Genomic DNA, 19,929 nt, shown 5'->3' with positions numbered 1-19,929 from the left:
AAAGCATTGTCTGAACGTATTTGGTCTCTAATTAAACGTAATGCAGAGCATAAAATGCTAGTTCAACGAGTTATTTCAAAGGCCAAAAGAAAGGTGGATGCCGCATTATTTAGCGGACATAAACCCGACTTTCTGATTGTCGGTGCCCAGAAAAGTGGTACTACTTCCTTATTTAGCTATCTTGAAGAGCGCAATGGATTCATAGGTTCAAAACCTAAGGAAGTACACTTTTTTGACCGAGAGGATAATTTTGCAAAAGGGGATGATTGGTATCATTCACACTTCATTAAACGGCCGGGTCAAAAAGGTTTGATTTTTGAGGCCTCTCCGGAGTACCTGAGTCGAGCTAAAGTTGCCCCACGACTAAAAGCATACAACCCCAAGCTGAAAATTATAATCATACTCCGCGAGCCAATCTCCAGAGCCTATTCAGCCTGGAACATGTACCGCCAGTGGAGTGTTGAAGGCGTTTTACCTTGGGCCATTGCAAACGACCAGCATGGAAGGGACGAAAGCCCTATATTCCGAACGTTTTTCAAGAACGGTTGCCCCTCCTTTACGGAGTACGTACAGATTGAAATGGGCTTAATAGAAAAGAGTGATGGTGAGGAAGAACCGAGTCTTCTTCGCAGGGGGCTGTATAAACAACAAATTGCACGCTATGTTGGTCTGTTTGGCTGGGATAACGTGCAAGTTCTTGGCTTTAACGAGCTCAAGAACGATAGCGAGTCTGTGATCCGAAAATGCCATGAATTTTTAGGCGTTCCCTACCAAGAGCCTAAAACAGTGCGCGGAAAGGGAATTATGAACAAACGGGCTTACCCGTCAAAGATCAACTCCGGTGATCTGGAGACCTTGCAGAAGTTCTTCGAACAACCCAACAAGGAGTTGTTCGAATACCTCGGTTTTCAGCCAGATTGGTAAACACTGCCCGATGGGACAATAAAACTTGGTAAGCCTCAATCGAAAAATTGGTATTGGCACTCTTTGGAATTTTCTGGAGCTGTTTATCTCGAAAAGTGCCGCGACCATCTTCACCATTTTTCTTGCGACCTTACTCGCCCCGAAAGATTTTGGTTTGATTGCCATCGTTGCGGTGGTGTTCGAGTTATCGCATGTCTTGGTGAATGCAGGGCTTACTCAGGCGTTAATTCGCTCAAAGGAAATAACTGACAGAGAGTTGAGCACTGCATTCTGGGGGAATCTTGGAATAGCCGTCTCCGTCTACTTAGTCGTTTTCCTTCTCGCTGGTCCAATTGCCATATTCTTTGGTGAGCCTGTTCTGGAGCTCTTGGTTTTGGTTCTGGGCATAGGGATTCTTGTTAATGCGTTCCGCATTGTACAAACGGCCATTCTTAGCCGAAGGATGGACTTCAGATCGCAGATGGTAGCGACGACAGCTGGCACAATCCTCTCTGGGATAGTTGCCATTGCTTTGGCGTACCGCGGGTATGGCGTCTGGAGCCTCGTCGCCCAGATGTTAACGTCACAAATCGTTGCGACGGTGATTCTCTGGTTCTCTACCCGGTGGTTACCAAAACGCATTTTCGATGGAACAGCGTTCAGGCGGCTTTTCGGTTTTGGTAAGTATCTGGTGATTGCCAATGTCCTGAATGTGGCGTTCCAAAACTCCTATGCTTTGGTTATTGCCAAACTATTCAGCCCCGAACTCACCGGGCTTTATTACTTTGCAACGAAACTTACCAACTTGGCATCACAGCAACTCACCAGCGCACTACAAAAATCTTCCTTTCCCGCGTTGGCGACCTTGCAGGAGGACAACGAACAACTCCGGCACAAATACAGGCAAATTATCCAGCTGAGTATGTTCGTGGTGGCACCTGCAATGCTCATGCTGATGGCTCTTGCCGACCCCGTATTTAAGTTGCTTTTCGACGAGCGCTGGAATGACGCTGTACTCTATACTCAGCTAATGTGTGTGGTTGGCCTTTTATTTCCAGTCCACTCATTAAATATCAACATACTCATGGTTAAAGGCAGGTCTGACCTGAACCTGAAACTGAACCTTATAAAGAAAGGTATCCAGATCACCCTTCTTGTTGCTTCGGTGCCTTTTGGTGTTTTGGGAATCATAATTGGACAGGTTATCGGTTCTGCCCTCGCTCTTATGCCTAACAGTTACTACACCGCCAAGCTCATCAATTACAGCTTCAAAGAACAAATGACTGACGTGATAAAACCTGTGGCATCGGCAGCGATTGCTGGATTGGCTGCATGGTTGGCCGTCCAATGTGGGTTCCCGCAGTTGATCTTGTCATTTTTCTTCGCCGGGCTTGTCGGGCTAGTCGTTTATCTCGTAGCTAGTACTCTGCTGCAGGCGGAAGGTGCTCGGATGATTTGGTTCAAGGCCAAGGGGGTTGTAGCTAAGAAATTCAAAAGGAAGGTGTATGATGGCCAATGAACTTGGGACTAGTGTTAAGTTATGAGTGATAGTGAATCAATAAAATTTAGCCTGCAACCTGGCGACCGCGTTCCCACACCCCCGAAACCACGCTCTGAGGACGATATCATGAGAGAGTGGGAAGGCGACCTGGAAATGCCATTAGTTTCGATCGTGTGCCATACCTATAACCATAAAGAATTTGTAGAGAACGCCCTTAATGGCTTTTTGATGCAGGAAACGACCTTTCCTTTTGAAATCATAATACACGATGATGCGTCTATTGATGGTACACAAGAGATTATAAAGCAATATCAGGAGCGATATCCGAGCATCATCAAACCAATTTTCCAGGAAGCGAACATCTTCAGAATTGGCCATCGGCCGACTATGTATAGTTTCCCCGCCGCGAATGGAAAGTATATTGCTTTTTGTGAAGGGGATGATTACTGGATTGACCGCTACAAAGTTCAAAAACAGACTGCATTCCTTGAGGATAATTTAGATACCGTTATTTGCTATACTGATTCAACCCCCTTTGCAGATGGGGCTGTTGTCGACATGGATTTTGGCGGTGCACGGCGTGATCTGTCTGCTACCGAGCTCCAAAAGGGGCCTGCAATTTATACACTTACAGTATGCTTCCGGAATGTACTCGATAACCCGCCAGAGCTTGCTTTGGTGAGGTATGGTGATAAATTTATGTGGTCGAGGCTCGGCAAGTATGGCAAAGGTAAATTTTTGGCGGAGATTCAGCCGTCACTCTACCGTGTGCATTCCGGAGGCGTTCATTCTAGCTCTTCCGCTGTGGAAAAGAACATGATGTATTTTCAGACATACACAGCAATGGCGGCCTACTATAAACGACTTGGTGAGGATGAGCTATACCAGTATTTTGTTGGAAAACTGAAGAATAAGGTATATAGCTCAGATGGTATCAGCCAGAAATTGATCAAGTTTCTTGTGCCTATATCGGAATTATTAAGAAAGCTGAAGAGATTTCTGCTTAACCAATGAAAATCTCCATCGCCATGGCCACTTTCAACGGTGCCCAATACCTCCCAGCCCAGCTCCAAAGTTTCGTGGATCAAACCCGCCAGCCAGATGAGCTAGTCATCACAGACGACTGCTCAGCCGACCAGACTGAAGCTATCATCCGTAAGTTTGCTGCAACTGCCCCTTTTAAAGTGGTGTTCTCCCGCAATGAACGCAATCTCGGCTACTGTGGCAACTTCAACGCAGCCCTGATGAAAACCACCGGTGATCTTGTCTTCCTGAGCGACCAAGACGATGTCTGGTTCCCGGAGAAAATCGAGCACATGATGGATGTTGCTGAGAGCCACCCGGAAGCATTGATAGTAATGAATGATGCTGCTTTGACCGATGGTGACCTAAATGAAGTGGGGTTGACCAAGGTAGGACAGATCCGGTCGGCGGGCTATACATTGGAGCACTTTATGATGGGGTGTTGTTGCGGAATCCGCCGGGAGCTTCTGGATCTTTGCATGCCTATTCCGTCAGGTTTCAATTCGCACGATGGTTGGCTTGTATGGTTTGCCGATGGGCTTGATGCCAAAGTGATTGAGAGTAGGGTTCTGCAATATTATCGTCGTCACGAATTGAATGAATCACAGTTTATAGCTAATCGTACAGTAAGGGTTTCCCGGGCTGCGGCATTCCTTCATTCCGTTAAGAAACTGTTCGAGAAAAATGGTCATCGAAGAGCACAGATACAGGTTGAACAAATAACCCTATTTGCCCAAGGTATTCGAGATGCCATAAAAGTTGCGCCGGAACAGTATCAAGAGAAGATGGGCCAACTTCTTAGTATGACTGAATCCAGAATCGCAACACTAAAACAGCGCATCGAGATTCGAGAGAAGTGGTTTATACCGCGTTTCTTCGCCGCAATGCGTCTGTTCGTAAAAGGTGGCTACAGAAATACTAACGGCTTTAAATCCGTGATTCGGGATCTGGTGGGCTAGTAATCGGATAAGGTTGGTTAGGCACGACATTACTTGGTCTAATCCCTGAAAGTCTCTTCTCCCACAAAAATTCGGCCCAAAAACACCCAAACCTCCCCGCAATAATCTGGCATAGTACCACCCCATCCAGCACTGTGCCGGGTTACGAGGTTACATGGGCGAGCAAGACCAGCAGAAAATCATTCAGATCAACATTCCTGTCCTGAGAGAACGCACCGGTTCGGCGATCCGGGGTGTGGGTAATTTCACGTCGATGACGCTGAAGGTGCCCAGGGCATTCTGGCCGGTGGCCCGTTTGGTGGGTAACCTTGAGCCGATTGACCAGGCGCAGCTCAGTTCGGCGCTAGACGAGTTGTTTAACACGCTGTATGAGCACCCGCTGAATGTGCAGTCCCGCTCGCTCACCAAGGTGTTGCGCAAGTATCGACTGATTCCCAATGAGGAAACCACCGAGGGATTGATCCGCTTTGTGGTGGGGCAGGTGGTTACCCGCAGTCCAATCGAGGTGCCCGAGAGCATCGTTGATGAGTTCTGGAGTTTCTTCCACGAGTTGCTGGACGCGCCAGAGCTGAAGGGGCTGATTGAGCTCAATCTCGACATCGTCCGCCTGGTGCTTCGTTCCTACGAGCCGCTGATTGTTGAACTGGTAAACCGCCTCAAGGATATTCGCAAGGCCAACCAGGAAGGGCTGGCGGATGTGGGCCGTAAGGTCAGTGTCCTGCGTCGGGATCTGGTGATTCTGCGTCGTCAGATTAAGGCCATTCGCCACATCAAGCCGTTCCTGCAGACCGACCCGAAGGATTTCGCCACCCAGGCTCAGATTGTCGCCCGCATGGTCCGGGAATTCGGTCCGCTGTTTATCAAGATGGCCCAGGTGGCTGCGGCCAACGCCGACTTCCTGCCCGAGGAAATTGCCACAGAACTGGCGGTGTTCCAGGAAGACGTCGACCCGATGACGCCGGACGAAGTCAACGATGCGTTCATGGACTGCTTCGGCAAGCTGCCGGGGGAGATGTACGTTCAGTTCGATGTGAATAAGCCGCTGAAATCCGGCTCGATCGGCTCGGTGTACCTCACCAAGAAAGTGATCCAGGATGACGGTGGGCTGGAGCGCCTCCAGCCGGTAATCGTCAAGGTGGCTCGCCATAATCTGGAGCGGGAGTTCCAGATGGGTAACCTGGCCATTGAGCTGATGTTGGTGAGCAGCCAGTTCTGGGCGCCTCATTCCAAGCTGTTGCCGTTCCTCCATGCGCTGTCCGATCAGGTCAAAGAGTTCACCCGGGGCTTTGAGCAGGAGCTGAATTTTGAGGATGAAGCGGCCATTCAGCGTCGTTTCGCGGCACGGGCACGGGTGACCAGATCCTGGCATGTGCCGGACGTGTTTGTAGCCACCAACCGCATCCTGGAAATGGAATATGTAGATGATGCCGTGTCCATCAAAAAAGCCATCGGCAGCCTGCAGGGATCGGAGCGCAAGCGTTTCCAGCGCACCCTGGGGGAGAACTTCCTGTTCACCCTGTTCGAACACATCTTTGTGTACAACGAGCTCCACGGCGACCTGCACCCGGGCAATATCATGGTCTCACCGGATGCGGAGCCGTACCTGATCGACTGGGGCAACGCGGTCCATATGGCCGGCAAGTGGAGTTTTGTGCGGGATTACATCATCAGTGTACTGCTTGCAGATACCGAGCGCCTGGGCGATATGCTGATTGAAATGAGTACGCACCCGGACAAGAACCGCCTTCGCCGGGACGAAATCATCGAGCGCCTGAGTGACACCCTCGAACGCCGGGACGTCTCGCCGTTAACCGAGGATACTTTACGTACCTTGTGGCGGGAGGGTGCTGCGGGCCTGCATCGCCGTATGCAGACCGCATTGCAGTTGCTGTCCAATACCTATCAGCTGGGCATTGTAATCCACAGCGATTACCTGCACCTGTCCCGTTCCCTGGTGGCCATGGCGGGGGCCTATATCAACATCTACGAAGGCCTGCCCCGCAGCCTGGTGGTGCGGGACACGGTGAAAAGCCTGGTGTTGTTTCCGCTCAACCTGGGGATGGCTCGGCTCAGCAACCGGGTGACTCGTCTGCAGGGTGGGTTGTTGCCGGGAGTGGTCTAAGGTGGAGAATTAAATCTCCACCTCATCAAACAACTCCGGCACCTCGGCATCCCACCCGAACTTCTCGCAAATGCGCTTACGCATTACATCGCTGGCCACCGTTTCCCCGTGGGTGACATACACCTTCTCCGGCTTCAGTTGCCCCTGTTCCAGCCAGCTCAAGATTTCCTGGTAGTCACCGTGGGCGGAGAGTGAATCCATATTATGAATCTCGGCTTTCACCGGCCAGTACTCGCCGTGGATTTTGACCGATTCCGCACCATTCACCAGCGCATCCCCCCGAGTACCGGGCGCTTGGAATCCAGCAAACACCACGCTGTTGCGCGGGTTGGGTAACAGGGTCTTCAAATGGTGCAGCACACGCCCACCGCTGGCCATGCCGCTGGCGGAGATGATCACGCAGGGGTAGCGTGCGGAATCCAGTTCGATGGACTCTTCAACAGTGCGCACGAATTCTGTCTGGTCATCGATCATTTCGCATTGAGCCGCGCTGAGCCGGTGTTCCTTATTGTGCTTGCAGAAAATCTCCGTGGCTTTTATCGCCATGGGGCTGTTCAAATACACAGGCAGTTTGGGAATGCGTTTCTGCCCCATGATCTTGTGAATCACATACAGCAGCATCTGGGCCCGGCCCACGGCAAACGCCGGCATCAGTACAATGCCGCCCCGGCCGGCGGTTTTAGTGATGATCTGGGCAAGTTCCTCCTCCGGATCGGTGTCCGCGTGTAGGCGATCCCCATAGGTGGATTCACACACCAGAACATCGGCTTTCTGAAGGGGCTCCGGTGGGCGCATGATCACATCTTCCTGGCGGCCCACATCCCCGCTGAAGACCACCGTGCGCTGACTGCTCTTATGATGCACGTGCACACAGGATGATCCAAGGATGTGGCCGGCGGGTGTGAAGGTGACCTCCATGCCTCGGACCGGCTCGAAGGATTCGTGGTAGTGCAGGGATTCAAAATGCTTCAGGGATTCCCAGGCGTCCTTTTCGGTGAACAGCGGTTCCGGCTTCGCGTGTTTGGAGAACTTTTTACGAAAGGCGTATTTGGCATCTTCCTCCTGCAGGAAACCAGCATCAGGCAGCAGAACCTTGCACAATGCGTGAGTGGCTTTGGTGCAGTAGACCTTGCCCTTGAAACCGTTTTTCACCAACGCAGGCAGGTATCCGCTGTGATCGATGTGCGCGTGGGTCAGAACCACGGCCTCAATGGTGGAAGGATCGACAGGGAAGGGGGCCCAGTTCCGTTTGCGCAGTGTTTTCACACCCTGGTACATGCCGCAATCAACCAGCAGGCGGTGCTTGTCATCCGACAGCAGGTAGCGGGAGCCAGTGACGGTACCCGCACCGCCGAGGAAGCGAAGTTTCATGGAGTGACTCCTTTCAGTGAATGCTGACTGTCAGCTTAGCGCAGAGTTGGTGGTGCGGAGTTGATTTGTGTCGGTTTCCTGACTTTCATTGTTGGCAAAAATTGGCAATAATTGCCATATCAAGAATGGCGTGAGGTGCTTATGGCTACAATGAATGTTTCGTTGCCAGAACCGATGAAAGAGTGGGTGGAGAGTCAGGCCAAGTCTGGCAGATACTCTAACACCAGTGATTACGTTCGTGATCTGATTCGAAAAGACCAGGATCGCGCAGATAAGATCGCAAAAATGCAGAAGCTAATCAGTGAAGGCATTGAAAGTGGCGAAGGGAGTTCGTCAATGAGTGAGCTACGAGACAAGGCTGTAAGGTTGGCAAAAGGATAACTAGCGCAATGGATTATGTGCTCAGCCGTAAGGCTGAAGAGGATGTTGTTGGCATCTTTTTGGAAGGGATTCAGAATTTTGGTGTTATACAGGCTGAAGAATATCACTCAAAGCTGAATGCGTGCTTCGAGTTTCTCGCAGAAAACCCGATGGCAGCAGCGGAGCGTAAGGAGTTTTCGCCGGCGGTTCGGATCCATCCGGTAGGTGTTCATTTGGTCATTTATCGAGTAGAGCTGCCAGAAAGGATTTTCATTATACGTGTCAGGCATAGTCGGGAAGATTGGCTTGACTCCTGATTTCTGATTCCGGGTTTGGGTGTCGGATTTCGCTGCGCTAATCCGACAAAAGCGGCTTAAAGCTCCTGCATTATGCCCTGTAGGGGATAAGTGCAGCTTTATCCCCTTTGGCGGGTATTTTACGTCCCCTCTAACACCAACCCCCACTCTCCGTTAAACTGTCACCAAATCCACCAGCAGGACGCCGCCATGCACTACAGCTCCATCCTCCCGGATGTTGTAAAAATTGCCGATCAAGCCAGTGAGCGGGTGCTCCACATTTACCAGTCTGACTTCAAGGTGGACTACAAAGCCGATCAATCCCCCATAACCGCAGCGGACCTGGCCAGCCATGAGGTGATCGTGCAGGGGTTGCGCAGTCTCACTCCGGACACGCCCATCCTGTCGGAAGAGGGTGCCAGCATCCCCTGGGAAGAGCGTAAACACTGGCACCGATTCTGGTTGATTGACCCGATTGATGGCACCCGGGACTTTACCCAGAGAACCGGGGAATTCACCGTCAACATCGCCCTCATTGAGGATGGTGAACCGGTGTTGGGCGTGGTAACCGCGCCAGCATTGAAAGAGGCGTTCTGGGGAGCGAAAGGAGAGGGAGCCCATCGGCGGGACCGGACTGGCAAAGTGTTGCCGATACGCGTGGCCGAGGCAAAGGCCAAAAAACGAGTCGTTGCCAGTAAAAATCACCTGAATGCGGAAACCAGAGCTTTCATTGAAAAGATAGGTGACCACAAACTGGTACAGGCTGGCAGTTCCCTCAAGTTCTGTCGGATAGCCGAAGGGCGCGCAGACCTGTACCCGCGCCTGGGGCCAACCTGCGAGTGGGATACCGCCGCGGCGCATGCGGTCCTGGCGGCTGCCGGTGGTACGGTGGAAATGTTAGAGGGTGAGCCGTTACGATACGGTAAGGAAGATCTGCTGAACCCCTTCTTTATTGCCTCCGGCAAGTAGGGTAGATATATCCCGAGGGTCGGTCTTAGCGCTCATGACGTGTATACTGCGCGCATTTGTAGAGACCATGGAATGATTTATGCGTAAGTATGACGTCTTCAACGGCGATGCAGATGGCGTTTGCGCGCTGATTCAACTGCGCCTGGCCAATCCCGTTGATAGCACCCTGATTACCGGCGTAAAGCGGGATATCGAGCTGGCGAAGCAGGTGCCTGTTACTGAGCCGGCTCAGGTGAATATTCTGGATGTCAGCCTGGACAAAAACCGGGATGCCGTGGACGCGTTGTTGTCAGCCGGCAGCAGTGTGTTCTATGTGGATCATCACTTCCCCGGGGACTCGTTGCCGGAGCATGATCGTTTTACGGCACTGATTGATACCCAGCCGACCACCTGCACCAGTTTGCTGGTCGATCAGCATCTCGGTGGCCAGTTTCATAACTGGGCCATCGCCGCTGCCTTCGGGGATAACCTGAACGCCGTGGCTGAAGATCTTGCCGGTAAGGCGGGGTTGTCCGCAGATCAGGCGGATTCCCTGAAAGCCCTGGGTGTCTGCATTAACTACAACGGTTATGGCGCTACGGTTGAGGACCTGCACTTCCACCCGGCGGATCTGTACCGTGAGTTCGTGAAGTTTGAGGACCCGCTGGAGTTGATCGCTTCCCAGCCGCTGGCGTGGCAGAAGCTCCGGGACGGCTATGAGGCGGATATGGCCAGTGGTCTGGCGGCGCCGGTGCTGGCGCAGAATGCGTCATCTCTGGTTGTACAGCTCCCGGATGAGCCCTGGGCTCGTCGTGTCAGCGGCGTGTTGGGCAATGAATTGGCCAACCGCAATCCGGATAATGCCTGTGCCATTGTCACGGCAAAAGCCGATGGCACATATTTGGTGAGCATTCGGGCGCCATTGAATAATCGCACCGGTGCGGATGAGCTGGCCCGGCAGTTCCCGACTGGTGGTGGCCGTAAGGCGGCAGCTGGCATTAACGCGCTGCCGGCGGAACAGCTGGAAGAATTCCTAAATGTAATTGCCAAGTTCTGGAGCTAACGGAATACCATGACATTAACCCCTCCAAAGAAAACCCACCTCAAACAACTTGAGGCGGAGTCTATCCAAATCATCCGCGAAGTAGCGGCCGAGTTTGATAACCCGGTCATGCTCTATTCCATCGGCAAGGATTCCGCCGTCATGTTGCATCTGGCCATGAAGGCTTTTGCGCCGGGCACGCCGCCGTTTCCATTGATGCATGTGGACACTACCTGGAAGTTCCGGGAAATGATCGAGTTCCGTGACAAGATGGCGGAAAAGCTTGGCCTGAAGCTGATTGTGCACACCAATCAGGAAGGGGTGGAGCAGGGCGTTGGACCGTTCACCCATGGTAGCGCCAAGCACACCGATGTGATGAAAACCCAGGCACTGAAGCAGGCCCTGGACAAGTACGGTTTTGACGCTGCCTTTGGCGGTGCCCGCCGGGATGAGGAAAAGTCCCGTGCCAAGGAGCGGGTATATTCGTTCCGGGACAAGTTCCACCGCTGGGATCCGAAGAACCAGCGCCCTGAGTTGTGGAATCTGTACAACGGCAAGGTGAACAAGGGCGAAAGCATCCGCGTTTTCCCGCTGTCCAACTGGACCGAGCTGGATATCTGGCAGTACATCTATCTGGAAAATATCGACATTGTACCGCTGTACTACGCCGCTGAACGCCCGGTGGTAGAGCGGGACGGCACCCTGATTATGGTGGATGACGACCGCATGCCGCTGGAGCCGGGTGAAAAGCCGATGATGAAGAGCGTACGTTTCCGTACCCTTGGCTGTTATCCACTGACCGGTGCCGTTGAATCCGAAGCGGCGACCCTGCCTGAAATCATTCAGGAGATGCTGCTTACCACCACCTCCGAGCGCCAGGGCCGGGTTATCGACCACGATTCAGCAGCTTCCATGGAACAGAAAAAACGCGAAGGGTATTTCTAATGTCACACGCCTCAGAATTAATTGAATCCGATATCCTGGCGTACCTGGATCAACACGAAAACAAGGACCTGCTGCGCTTCCTGACCTGCGGCAGTGTCGATGACGGCAAATCCACGCTGATTGGCCGCTTGCTGTTTGATTCCAAGCTGATCTTCGAAGATCACCTGGCGGCCCTGCACAAAGACAGCGAACGCCAGGGCAATGCCGGCGAAGCGCTGGATCTGGCCTTGCTGGTGGATGGCCTGGCTTCCGAGCGGGAGCAGGGCATCACCATTGATGTGGCTTACCGCTATTTCTCCACGGACAAGCGCAAGTTCATCATTGCCGACTGCCCGGGCCACGAGCAGTACACCCGCAACATGGCCACCGGTGCCTCCACCTGTGACCTGGCCGTGGTGATGATCGATGCCCGTAAAGGTGTGCTGACCCAGTCCCGCCGGCACAGCTTTATTGTCAGCCTGCTGGGGTTGAAGCACGTGGTGGTGGCCATCAACAAGATGGACCTGGTGGATTTCTCTGAGGATGTGTTCAACAACATCCGCGAAGAGTATGAAAAGCTGGCCAGCCAGCTGGGCCTGAAAGATGTGTATTACGTGCCCATCTCCGCATTAAACGGCGATAACGTGGTGAACCGCAGCGAACAGACGCCCTGGTACCACGGTGAAACCCTAATGAACATCCTGGAGCAGGTGGAAGTTCTGGAAGACCAGAACGTGACCGATCTGCGCTTCCCGGTACAGTATGTGAATCGCCCGAACCTGGACTTCCGCGGCTACTGCGGCACGCTCGCCAGTGGAGTGGTGCATAAGGGTGATGAAGTAGCGGTACTGCCATCCGGCAAGTCGTCCCGTGTGAAGGGCATTCATACCTACGACGGTGAGATCGATCGGGCCTGGCCCGGGGACGCTGTCACCCTGACCCTGGAAGACGAGGTGGATATCTCCCGTGGGGACCTGCTGGTGCACGCCAACAGTCGTCCGAAGATGGGGAACCGCTTTGCCGCACACATGGTGTGGATGAACGAAAAGGCCCTGCAGCCGGGGCGTGAGTACGGCATCAAGATCGGCACCAAGGTCACCAGTTGCTTTGTGAACCGGGTGATGGAAGAGGTGGATGTCAACACGTTGGCCCGCAATACGGAAGTAACCGGCGGCCTGGAACTCAACGCCATCGGTCTTTGTGACGTGGAGCTGTCCGAGCAGGTCGTGGTAGAGGACTACCAGCGCCATCCGGGCACCGGGAGTTTTATCCTGATTGACCGGATGACCAACGTGACGGTTGCAGCGGGTATGGTAGAGCGCCAGCTGAACGATGCCGGCGGCGCAGTGGCCCGCGATTACACCGAAGCCGAGCGCAACCTGAACAAGTTTATCCGCGAGAATTATCCGGAATGGGACTGTAAGGCGGTTTGATATGAAATTACTCGTAACCGGTGGCGCCGGCTTCATCGGCTCAGCCGTTGTGCGCCACATCATCGGCAACACCGGTGACAGTGTGGTTAACCTGGACAAGCTGACTTACGCAGGCAACCTCGAAAGTCTGGCAAAGGAAAGTGGCAGCGATCGCTATGCCTTTGAACAGGTGGATATCTGCAACCGCGCAGAACTGGAGCGGGTGTTTGAAGAGCATCAGCCGGATGCGGTGATGCACCTGGCTGCGGAAAGCCATGTGGACCGATCCATCGATGGCCCTGCCGCGTTTATCGAAACCAACATTGTTGGTACTTACACCCTGCTGGAAGTGGCCCGGCAGTATTGGAATGGGTTGGCTGGTGAGCGTAAGGAAGCCTTCCGTTTTCACCACATCTCCACCGATGAAGTGTATGGGGATCTGGAAGGACCGGAAGATCTGTTTACTGAGCAGACCTCATATGCGCCCAGCTCGCCATACTCTGCCAGCAAGGCCAGCTCAGATCATCTGGTGCGGGCCTGGTACCGCACCTACGGGCTGCCGGTGCTGGTAACGAACTGTTCCAACAATTACGGGCCCTATCACTTCCCGGAAAAATTGATTCCGTTGATGATCCTGAACGCCCTGGATGGCAAATCGCTGCCGGTCTATGGCAAGGGGGACCAGGTGCGGGACTGGCTGTATGTGGATGACCACGCCCGTGCGCTCTACAAAGTAGTCACCGAAGGTGTCATCGGTGAGACGTACAATATTGGTGGCCATAATGAGAAGCAGAACATCGAGGTGGTGCATACCATCTGTGACCTGCTGACAGAACTGGCCCCAGCGGACCGGAACTACCGGGAGTTGATTACCCATGTGGCGGATCGCCCGGGGCATGATCTCCGGTACGCCATCGATGCCAGCAAGATCCAGCGGGAGTTGGGCTGGGCGCCGGATGAGACGTTTGAGTCCGGTATCCGCAAGACCGTGCAGTGGTATCTGGACAATCTGGACTGGTGTCGTCGTGTGCAGGATGGCAGCTACCAACGTGAGCGACTGGGAGTAGCGTAAATGAAAGGGATTATTCTTGCCGGCGGTTCCGGCACCCGTCTGTACCCGATTACCCGGGGTATCTCCAAGCAGTTGCTGCCGGTGTATGACAAGCCGATGATCTATTATCCGCTGTCTGTGCTGATGCTGGCGGGTATCCGCGATGTGCTGATCATTACCACGCCGGAAGACCAGGAAGGATTCCAGCGCCTGCTTGAGGATGGCCGTCAGTTCGGTATCAACCTGAGTTACGCGGTCCAACCCAGCCCGGATGGTCTGGCCCAGGCGTTCATTATTGGTGAGGAATTCATTGGCCAGGACAATGTGTGCCTCGTCCTTGGCGATAACATTTATTATGGCCAGGGCTTCAGTCAGTTGTTGCAGTCGGCTGCTGCCCGCGAGACCGGGGCCACGGTGTTCGGTTATCGGGTGACGGACCCCGAGCGGTTTGGTGTCGTCGAGTTTGACGACGAGAAGCGGGCGATCTCCATTGAAGAGAAGCCGGAAAAGCCCAAATCGAATTATGCAGTGACGGGCCTGTACTTCTACGACAATGATGTAGTGGATATTGCCAAGTCCGTGAAGCCTTCGGCCCGAGGTGAGCTTGAGATTACCTCGGTCAACCAGGCCTACCTGGAGCGTGGCGACCTGAATGTCGAACTGTTGGGGCGCGGCTACGCCTGGCTGGATACGGGCACCTATGACTCCCTGCATGAAGCCGCAGGCTTCATCGAAACTCTCGAAAAACGCCAGGGCCTGAAGGTGGCCTGCCTGGAAGAAGTGGCCTACCGGATGGGGTACATCGGTCGGGAGGCTTTGTTGCAACAGGCAGAGTTGCTGAAAAAGAACAGTTATGGGGAATACCTCCGGCAACTGGCCGATCGGGGACTGTGAGTCTTAGGCTGTGAATCTGAGAGGGAACTGAGTGTCTGAGCGACGGGTTCTGGTCACCGGAAGTTCCGGTTTTGTCGGGCGGGCACTGGTGAGTGAGCTGGTGGCCGCCGGCGGCATAAAGGTGCGGGCCGCGTTCCGGAAGAGGCGCACTGGCCCTGACGCTGATGAGGTGTTCGAGTCACCGGACCTGTCCCCGGGTGCCGATTGGCGTGGTGGATTATCGGGCGTTGATGTGGTGGTCCATGCGGCGGCGCGGGTCCACGTGATGAAGGATTCCGCGGTCGATCCCCTGGCCGAGTTCCGCCGTGTGAACACCGAGGGAACGTTGGCGCTCGCGCGGCAGGCCGCCGAAATGGGTGTCCGACGTTTTATTTTTCTCAGTTCGGTGAAGGTGAACGGCGAGTCCACGCCGGCCGGGCAACCGTTCACCGCATCCGATACGCCAGCCCCTACCGATCCCTACGGCATCTCCAAGCAGGAGGCCGAAGACGGGCTGCTGCAACTGGCCCGGGATACCGGCATGGACGTGACGATCATCCGACCGGTGTTGGTTTATGGCCCCGGGGTAGGGGCAAACTTCCGCCGGTTAATGGTGTGGCTTGAGCGGGGCATTCCTTTACCCCTGGGTAGAATCAACAATCGCCGAAGTCTGGTGGCTGTCGCTAACCTCGTGGATCTGGTCCGTGTGTGTCTGGTTCACCCCGCTGCCGCTAATCGGGTGTTTATGGTCAGTGATGGCGAGGATCTGTCAACGCCGGAGTTGTTGCGTCGCCTTGGCCGGGCACTGGGTTCCCCCGCCCGCTTGCTTCCGATACCGGAGACACTACTGCGATGGGGTATGGGGCTTGTAGGACACAAAGATATGACTGACAGACTGTGTGGCTCCCTTCAGGTGGACATATCGGATACCTGTAAACACTTGGGTTGGAGGCCGCCGGTGGCAGTCGACAGCGCATTAAGGGAAACCGCTGCGGGGTTCCTGGCGGAAAATCGGTTAAATGGGTGAGCAGTTGATGGTCTGGGTGTTCTTGCTGACAGTATTCGTGCTTGCCTTTGTTGGTACTGCATGGCTACGGCGATACGCGCTGGCCCGTGAGCTGATGGATGTGCCCAATGCGCGCAGCTCCCATGTTGTGCCTACCCCGAGAGGAGGCGGACTCGCGGTCGTTATCGCTTTCGAGGCAGCTTTGCTTGCCGGCTGGGGTATGGATTTTGTTGATGGCGATTTCGTGTGGGGGCTGGGTGGTGCTGGCGCCCTCGTCGCATTACTCGGTTTTCTGGACGACCATGGCCACATACCGGCGAAGTGGCGGTTAGCCGGACATTTCCTGGCCAGTGGCTGGTTGCTGTTTTCGCTCGGGACTCTGCCGCCGGTCGGGTTCGGTGACACCATCGTCCTGTCGGGTATAATTGCCTGGGTGTTTTTCTGGCTTTACCTGGTATGGATGCTGAATTTATACAATTTCATGGACGGAATTGACGGCATTGCAGGAGTAGAAGCGGTGACCGTGTGCCTGGGCGGTGCGCTGATCAGCTGGTTGGCGGGTATGGCCGGCGGAGCGCTGCTGCCGTTACTGTTTGGCGTGGCCATGGCGGGCTTTCTGGTCTGGAACTTGCCCCCGGCCAGGATATTTATGGGCGATGTTGGCAGTGGATTTGCCGGCCTGGTCCTGGGTGGGTTGTCATTGTGCGCAATGGTTCAGGCGCCGCACTTGTTTTGGGCGTGGTTGATTCTGTTGGGTGTGTTTATTGTGGATGCCACAGTGACCTTGTTGAGGCGAATGCTGGCCGGTTATCCTCCTCACCAGGCTCATCGAAGCCACGGCTATCAGTACGCATCACGCCGGTTTCGGAGTCACCGGGTGGTCACCCTGGCGGTCGGCGTGATTAACGTGATGTGGTTGCTGCCTTTGGCCGTTTTGGTGTCGTTGGACTGGTTGCCTGGTTTGATTGGCCTTGTTATTGCGTATGTTCCGCTTGCTTGTCTGGCATGGCTGTTCCGGTCAGGCGATGTCCGCTTTCAGGACCTAAGCGGGATTTAATGGGCGTTTCATGCCATTTTTTGCTAAGTTTAAGCCGTTTTGGATGATCGTGCCCGGTCTCAGGAGTATGGGCTATGTCATGGGACGGGCACCACTTTTCACACTCACATTGTGACCAATTAAATGGACGTTACACGAAATCGCACGCTGCAAACCTTTCTGGATTTGCCCCGCTTTTACAAGCGGGTTATTTCCGTGGCAGCCGATACAGTGTTTCTCGGGCTTGCCCTTTGGGTTTCCTTTGCACTCCGGTTTGAAAATCTGCAGTGGGCACCGGATTCACGCCAGCTCTGGGTTTTTGGCGGCACCATTCTGATAACGCTTGCCGTGTTTGTGCGGATAGGGTTATACCGGGCCGTTATCCGTTATATCAGCGAACGCGCCCTGTTCATGATTATCAGTGGTGTGGCGGTTTCCGCCGTGGCACTCATGATCTTCGGGTTTCTCTTCCAGGCGATGGTTCCCCGCTCAGTACCAGTGATCTATGGCGCCCTGGCGTTCATCCTTGTGGCAGGTACCCGCTTTGGTGTCCGTGCGCTGATTCAACACCCGGGCAAGAAGCTCAAAGAGTTCGTGATTATCGTCGGGGCGGGGCCCCGTGGCATGCAATTGGCCTCTGCGCTGGGGCAGGGCATAGAGTGCCGTCCGGTCGCTTTCATTTCCACGGACGACGCCAAGCATCGGTCCCTGATTAACGGGTTGCCGGTATACAGCCTGAAGCACGTTGAAAAGGCCGTAAAGAATCACGGTGCCAGCCGCGTGTTGTTGGCACTTGAGGATTCCAGTGCCCCGCGGCGCAAGAATCTTATTGAACGACTGGAAAAGTTATCCGTGGCCGTTCAGACCGTGCCCTCCGTTTCCGAGCTTGTCACCGGTAAGGCGCGTATCAACGATATCCGTGACCTGGATATTGAGGATCTGCTTGGGCGGGCACCTGTTCCGCCACGCCGCAAGCTGGTAGAGGAGTGTCTGTCCGGTAAGGTGGTTATGGTGACCGGTGCTGGTGGTTCCATTGGCTCCGAGTTGTGCCGCCAGATTCTGAGCCATCGTCCCAAAGCGTTGGTGCTTCTGGATATGTCTGAATACGGGCTGTACTCCATTGAGCGTGAGCTGAGCTCTGTCAATGCGATCGACGATCTGGGGGTTGATATCCACGCGCTGCTGGGGTCGGTAACGGATCGCCGACGTTGTGAAGCCATTATGAAAACCCTGGGCGTCCAGATTGTTTACCATGCCGCAGCCTACAAGCACGTGCCATTGGTCGAGCACAATCTGATTGAGGGTATTCACAATAACGTGTTTGGCACGCTGCACAGTGCCCAGGCAGCCATTGCTGCTGGTGTTGAACGTTACGTTTTGGTGTCGACAGACAAGGCCGTACGCCCGACGAATGTCATGGGCGCCAGTAAGCGGCTGGCTGAGCTGGTTCTGCAAGGGTTGAGCGCTGACCAGTCCGCAACCTGCTTCAGCATGGTTCGCTTTGGCAATGTGCTGGGCTCTTCCGGCTCAGTGGTACCGCTGTTTCGAGACCAGATCCGCGATGGTGGCCCGGTGACCGTGACCCATCCGGATATCATTCGCTATTTCATGACCATTCCCGAGGCCGGCCAGCTGGTGCTGCAAGCCGGAGCAATGGGGCAGGGCGGCGAAGTATTCGTATTGGACATGGGTGAGCCGGTGAAAATTGCGGATCTTGCCAGAAAGATGATCCACCTGATGGGCCAGACAGAGTTTAAAGAAGAGGATGGTTCAGGCGATATCAGCATCCGATACACCGGCCTGAGGCCGGGTGAGAAGCTCTATGAAGAGTTGCTGATCGGTAATGACCCCCAGGGAACGGCTCACCCGCGTATTATGATGGCGCGTGAATCCTCCCTTGAATGGCCCAGACTGGAACTGATGTTGGAGCAGATGAGGCGTGCCGCAGACCAGTTTGATTGTGGGCGCCTGGTAGAGCTCATGCTGGAAGCGCCGACGGGCTACCAGCCAAACCATGAATTGGAAGACCTGATCTGGTGCCGGAGAACCTCCGAAGTTACTCACGAGAATGGCCGCGATCTCTCTGGGCAGAAGGGTGGGGCTGTCATCCACAGGCTCACCTCCTGATGCTGTGATGAAACTGATCATTTCCGTTGTTGTCTATGATTGGGAGCCGGACGTACTGCTTTCGTGCCTGCGAGCGTTGTCTTCCAGTCTGGACGTTGCGGATGCCCGGGGTGAGCTGGCTTCCGCTGAGTTATGGCTATCCCATAATGGCCCCGTTGACCTGAACGAAGGTGAATGCAAGCCCCTGATTCAAGGCGCATTTTCCTGGCCATACAGACTTCTGCCACAACAGCCAAACCTCGGGTACGGTGGCACCAATAATCTTGTTCTGAGAAACCACGTTTTTGCGGATAAGAACCTGGTTCCGGCGGATACCGCCATTCTGGTTCTCAATCCGGATGTGTGGCCTGAGCCAGAAGCGATTGCGATCGCTCTGGCGCACATTCGGAGTAATCCTCGATCGGGGCTGGTCTGCTCACGCATTCTTGATCCCGCCGGCCAGAAAGATACGCCTGGCCATAAACGTTATCCCTCCCTTGCGGTCCTTACAGCGCGTTTATTAACGCCGTTGATGCGACTGGCTGCTTTCCGACACCTTAATGAACGTTATGAGTACCGTGATACGTCCCTTGGTAGAATCGTCAAAGGTGTTGAGATTTGTAGTGGCTGTTTTCTGTTAGCGCGCTATGACTACTGGCAAACCCTCAATGGCTTTGATGAGGGCTACTTCATGTACTTCGAGGACTTTGATGTAGCGCTGAGAGGCGTTAAGCAGGGTTGGACCCACGTCTACGATCCTTCCGTTCGCATTCTTCATGCCGGAGGAGGCACCGGTCAAAAGAGCTGGCAGCATCGTCGCTGGTTTGTTCGCTCTGCCTGGACATTCTTTTCCCGCCACGGCTGGCGAATTTGGCGGGTATAGGCACCAGAAACAGGGTGTTGCTGTCAGGCCGGCTTGTGACATTGGGCCGGTGATCTGGGATAATCCCGCCACTCAAATACTGCTATCTCTTCATTCAGTTAAACAGTCAGCAA

Annotated in this window: 18 protein-coding genes; 17 read left to right on the top strand and 1 reads right to left on the bottom strand. The window is 54.3% G+C overall.

Going from position 1 to position 19,929, the window contains the following annotated elements; genetic code table 11:
- Positions 1-6 precede the first annotated feature (6 nt).
- The 5 genes from MARLIPOL_RS01305 (at position 7) to MARLIPOL_RS01285 (ending at position 6,508) form a co-directional block, all read left to right on the top strand.
- Entirely contained in the window at positions 7-924 is a 918-nt protein-coding gene (locus MARLIPOL_RS01305) for a sulfotransferase domain-containing protein (RefSeq protein WP_145768725.1), read from the top strand.
- Between the two features lie 25 nt (positions 925-949).
- Positions 950-2,422 carry a lipopolysaccharide biosynthesis protein gene (locus MARLIPOL_RS01300; protein ID WP_012136244.1) on the top strand — a complete coding sequence of 491 codons (1,473 nt, stop codon included), beginning with the start codon at positions 950-952 and terminating at the stop codon, positions 2,420-2,422.
- Positions 2,423-2,443: 21 nt separating this feature from the next.
- A complete protein-coding gene (locus MARLIPOL_RS01295; RefSeq protein WP_082446009.1) occupies positions 2,444-3,418 on the top strand; it encodes a glycosyltransferase in 975 nt (324 codons plus the stop codon).
- On the top strand, positions 3,415-4,386 hold the full coding sequence (locus MARLIPOL_RS01290) for a glycosyltransferase (RefSeq protein ID WP_012136242.1): 972 nt from the start codon (positions 3,415-3,417) through the stop codon (positions 4,384-4,386). Before MARLIPOL_RS01295 ends, MARLIPOL_RS01290 begins: the two co-directional genes overlap by 4 nt.
- Before the next feature lie 154 nt (positions 4,387-4,540).
- Positions 4,541-6,508, top strand: coding sequence for an AarF/UbiB family protein (locus tag MARLIPOL_RS01285; protein ID WP_012136241.1), 1,968 nt, complete (start codon positions 4,541-4,543; stop codon positions 6,506-6,508).
- Between the two features lie 9 nt (positions 6,509-6,517).
- Here MARLIPOL_RS01285 and MARLIPOL_RS01280 read toward each other — a convergent pair whose 3' ends face one another.
- Positions 6,518-7,879: an MBL fold metallo-hydrolase RNA specificity domain-containing protein gene (locus MARLIPOL_RS01280; protein ID WP_012136240.1), complete on the bottom strand. Its 1,362-nt coding sequence runs from the start codon at positions 7,877-7,879 to the stop codon at positions 6,518-6,520.
- Between the two features lie 141 nt (positions 7,880-8,020).
- Between MARLIPOL_RS01280 and MARLIPOL_RS01275 the strand changes: the two genes are divergently transcribed.
- The 12 genes from MARLIPOL_RS01275 (at position 8,021) to MARLIPOL_RS01220 (ending at position 19,816) form a co-directional block, all read left to right on the top strand.
- Entirely contained in the window at positions 8,021-8,260 is a 240-nt protein-coding gene (locus MARLIPOL_RS01275; protein ID WP_036190259.1) for a type II toxin-antitoxin system ParD family antitoxin, read from the top strand.
- 8 nt (positions 8,261-8,268) lie between these two features.
- Complete coding sequence (locus tag MARLIPOL_RS01270; RefSeq protein ID WP_012136238.1) at positions 8,269-8,556, top strand: type II toxin-antitoxin system RelE/ParE family toxin; 288 nt, start codon at positions 8,269-8,271, stop codon at positions 8,554-8,556.
- Between the two features lie 189 nt (positions 8,557-8,745).
- Positions 8,746-9,504 carry a 3'(2'),5'-bisphosphate nucleotidase CysQ gene (cysQ, locus tag MARLIPOL_RS01265; protein ID WP_012136237.1) on the top strand — a complete coding sequence of 253 codons (759 nt, stop codon included), beginning with the start codon at positions 8,746-8,748 and terminating at the stop codon, positions 9,502-9,504.
- Between the two features lie 79 nt (positions 9,505-9,583).
- The gene (locus tag MARLIPOL_RS01260; RefSeq protein WP_012136236.1) at positions 9,584-10,546 is read left to right on the top strand and encodes a DHH family phosphoesterase; all 963 of its coding nucleotides are present in this window, start codon (positions 9,584-9,586) and stop codon (positions 10,544-10,546) included.
- Positions 10,547-10,555: 9 nt separating this feature from the next.
- A complete protein-coding gene (cysD, locus tag MARLIPOL_RS01255; protein WP_012136235.1) occupies positions 10,556-11,470 on the top strand; it encodes a sulfate adenylyltransferase subunit CysD in 915 nt (304 codons plus the stop codon).
- Positions 11,470-12,882: a sulfate adenylyltransferase subunit CysN gene (cysN, locus tag MARLIPOL_RS01250; protein ID WP_012136234.1), complete on the top strand. Its 1,413-nt coding sequence runs from the start codon at positions 11,470-11,472 to the stop codon at positions 12,880-12,882. Before cysD ends, cysN begins: the two co-directional genes overlap by 1 nt.
- Position 12,883: 1 nt before the next feature.
- Positions 12,884-13,933, top strand: coding sequence for a dTDP-glucose 4,6-dehydratase (gene rfbB, locus MARLIPOL_RS01245; RefSeq protein WP_012136233.1), 1,050 nt, complete (start codon positions 12,884-12,886; stop codon positions 13,931-13,933).
- Complete coding sequence (gene rfbA / locus MARLIPOL_RS01240) at positions 13,934-14,806, top strand: glucose-1-phosphate thymidylyltransferase RfbA (protein WP_012136232.1); 873 nt, start codon at positions 13,934-13,936, stop codon at positions 14,804-14,806. It begins immediately after the preceding gene.
- Positions 14,807-14,837: 31 nt separating this feature from the next.
- Positions 14,838-15,812 carry a UDP-glucose 4-epimerase family protein gene (locus tag MARLIPOL_RS01235; RefSeq protein ID WP_012136230.1) on the top strand — a complete coding sequence of 325 codons (975 nt, stop codon included), beginning with the start codon at positions 14,838-14,840 and terminating at the stop codon, positions 15,810-15,812.
- Entirely contained in the window at positions 15,805-16,848 is a 1,044-nt protein-coding gene (locus MARLIPOL_RS01230; protein WP_012136229.1) for an MraY family glycosyltransferase, read from the top strand. The genes MARLIPOL_RS01235 and MARLIPOL_RS01230 overlap by 8 nt, the downstream gene beginning before the upstream one ends.
- A 123-nt stretch (positions 16,849-16,971) precedes the next feature.
- Positions 16,972-18,954, top strand: a complete 1,983-nt coding sequence (locus MARLIPOL_RS01225; protein WP_012136228.1) for a polysaccharide biosynthesis protein — start codon at positions 16,972-16,974, stop codon at positions 18,952-18,954.
- A 7-nt stretch (positions 18,955-18,961) separates the two neighbouring features.
- On the top strand, positions 18,962-19,816 hold the full coding sequence (locus tag MARLIPOL_RS01220; RefSeq protein ID WP_012136227.1) for a glycosyltransferase family protein: 855 nt from the start codon (positions 18,962-18,964) through the stop codon (positions 19,814-19,816).
- The last annotated feature ends 113 nt before the right edge of the window (positions 19,817-19,929 follow it).

It is taken from the genome of Marinobacter lipolyticus SM19 (genome assembly GCF_000397065.2).
Lineage (GTDB): Bacteria > Pseudomonadota > Gammaproteobacteria > Pseudomonadales > Oleiphilaceae > Marinobacter > Marinobacter lipolyticus.
Note: the sequence above shows the minus strand (reverse complement) of the source record. Positions and strands in the feature narration are given on the sequence as shown.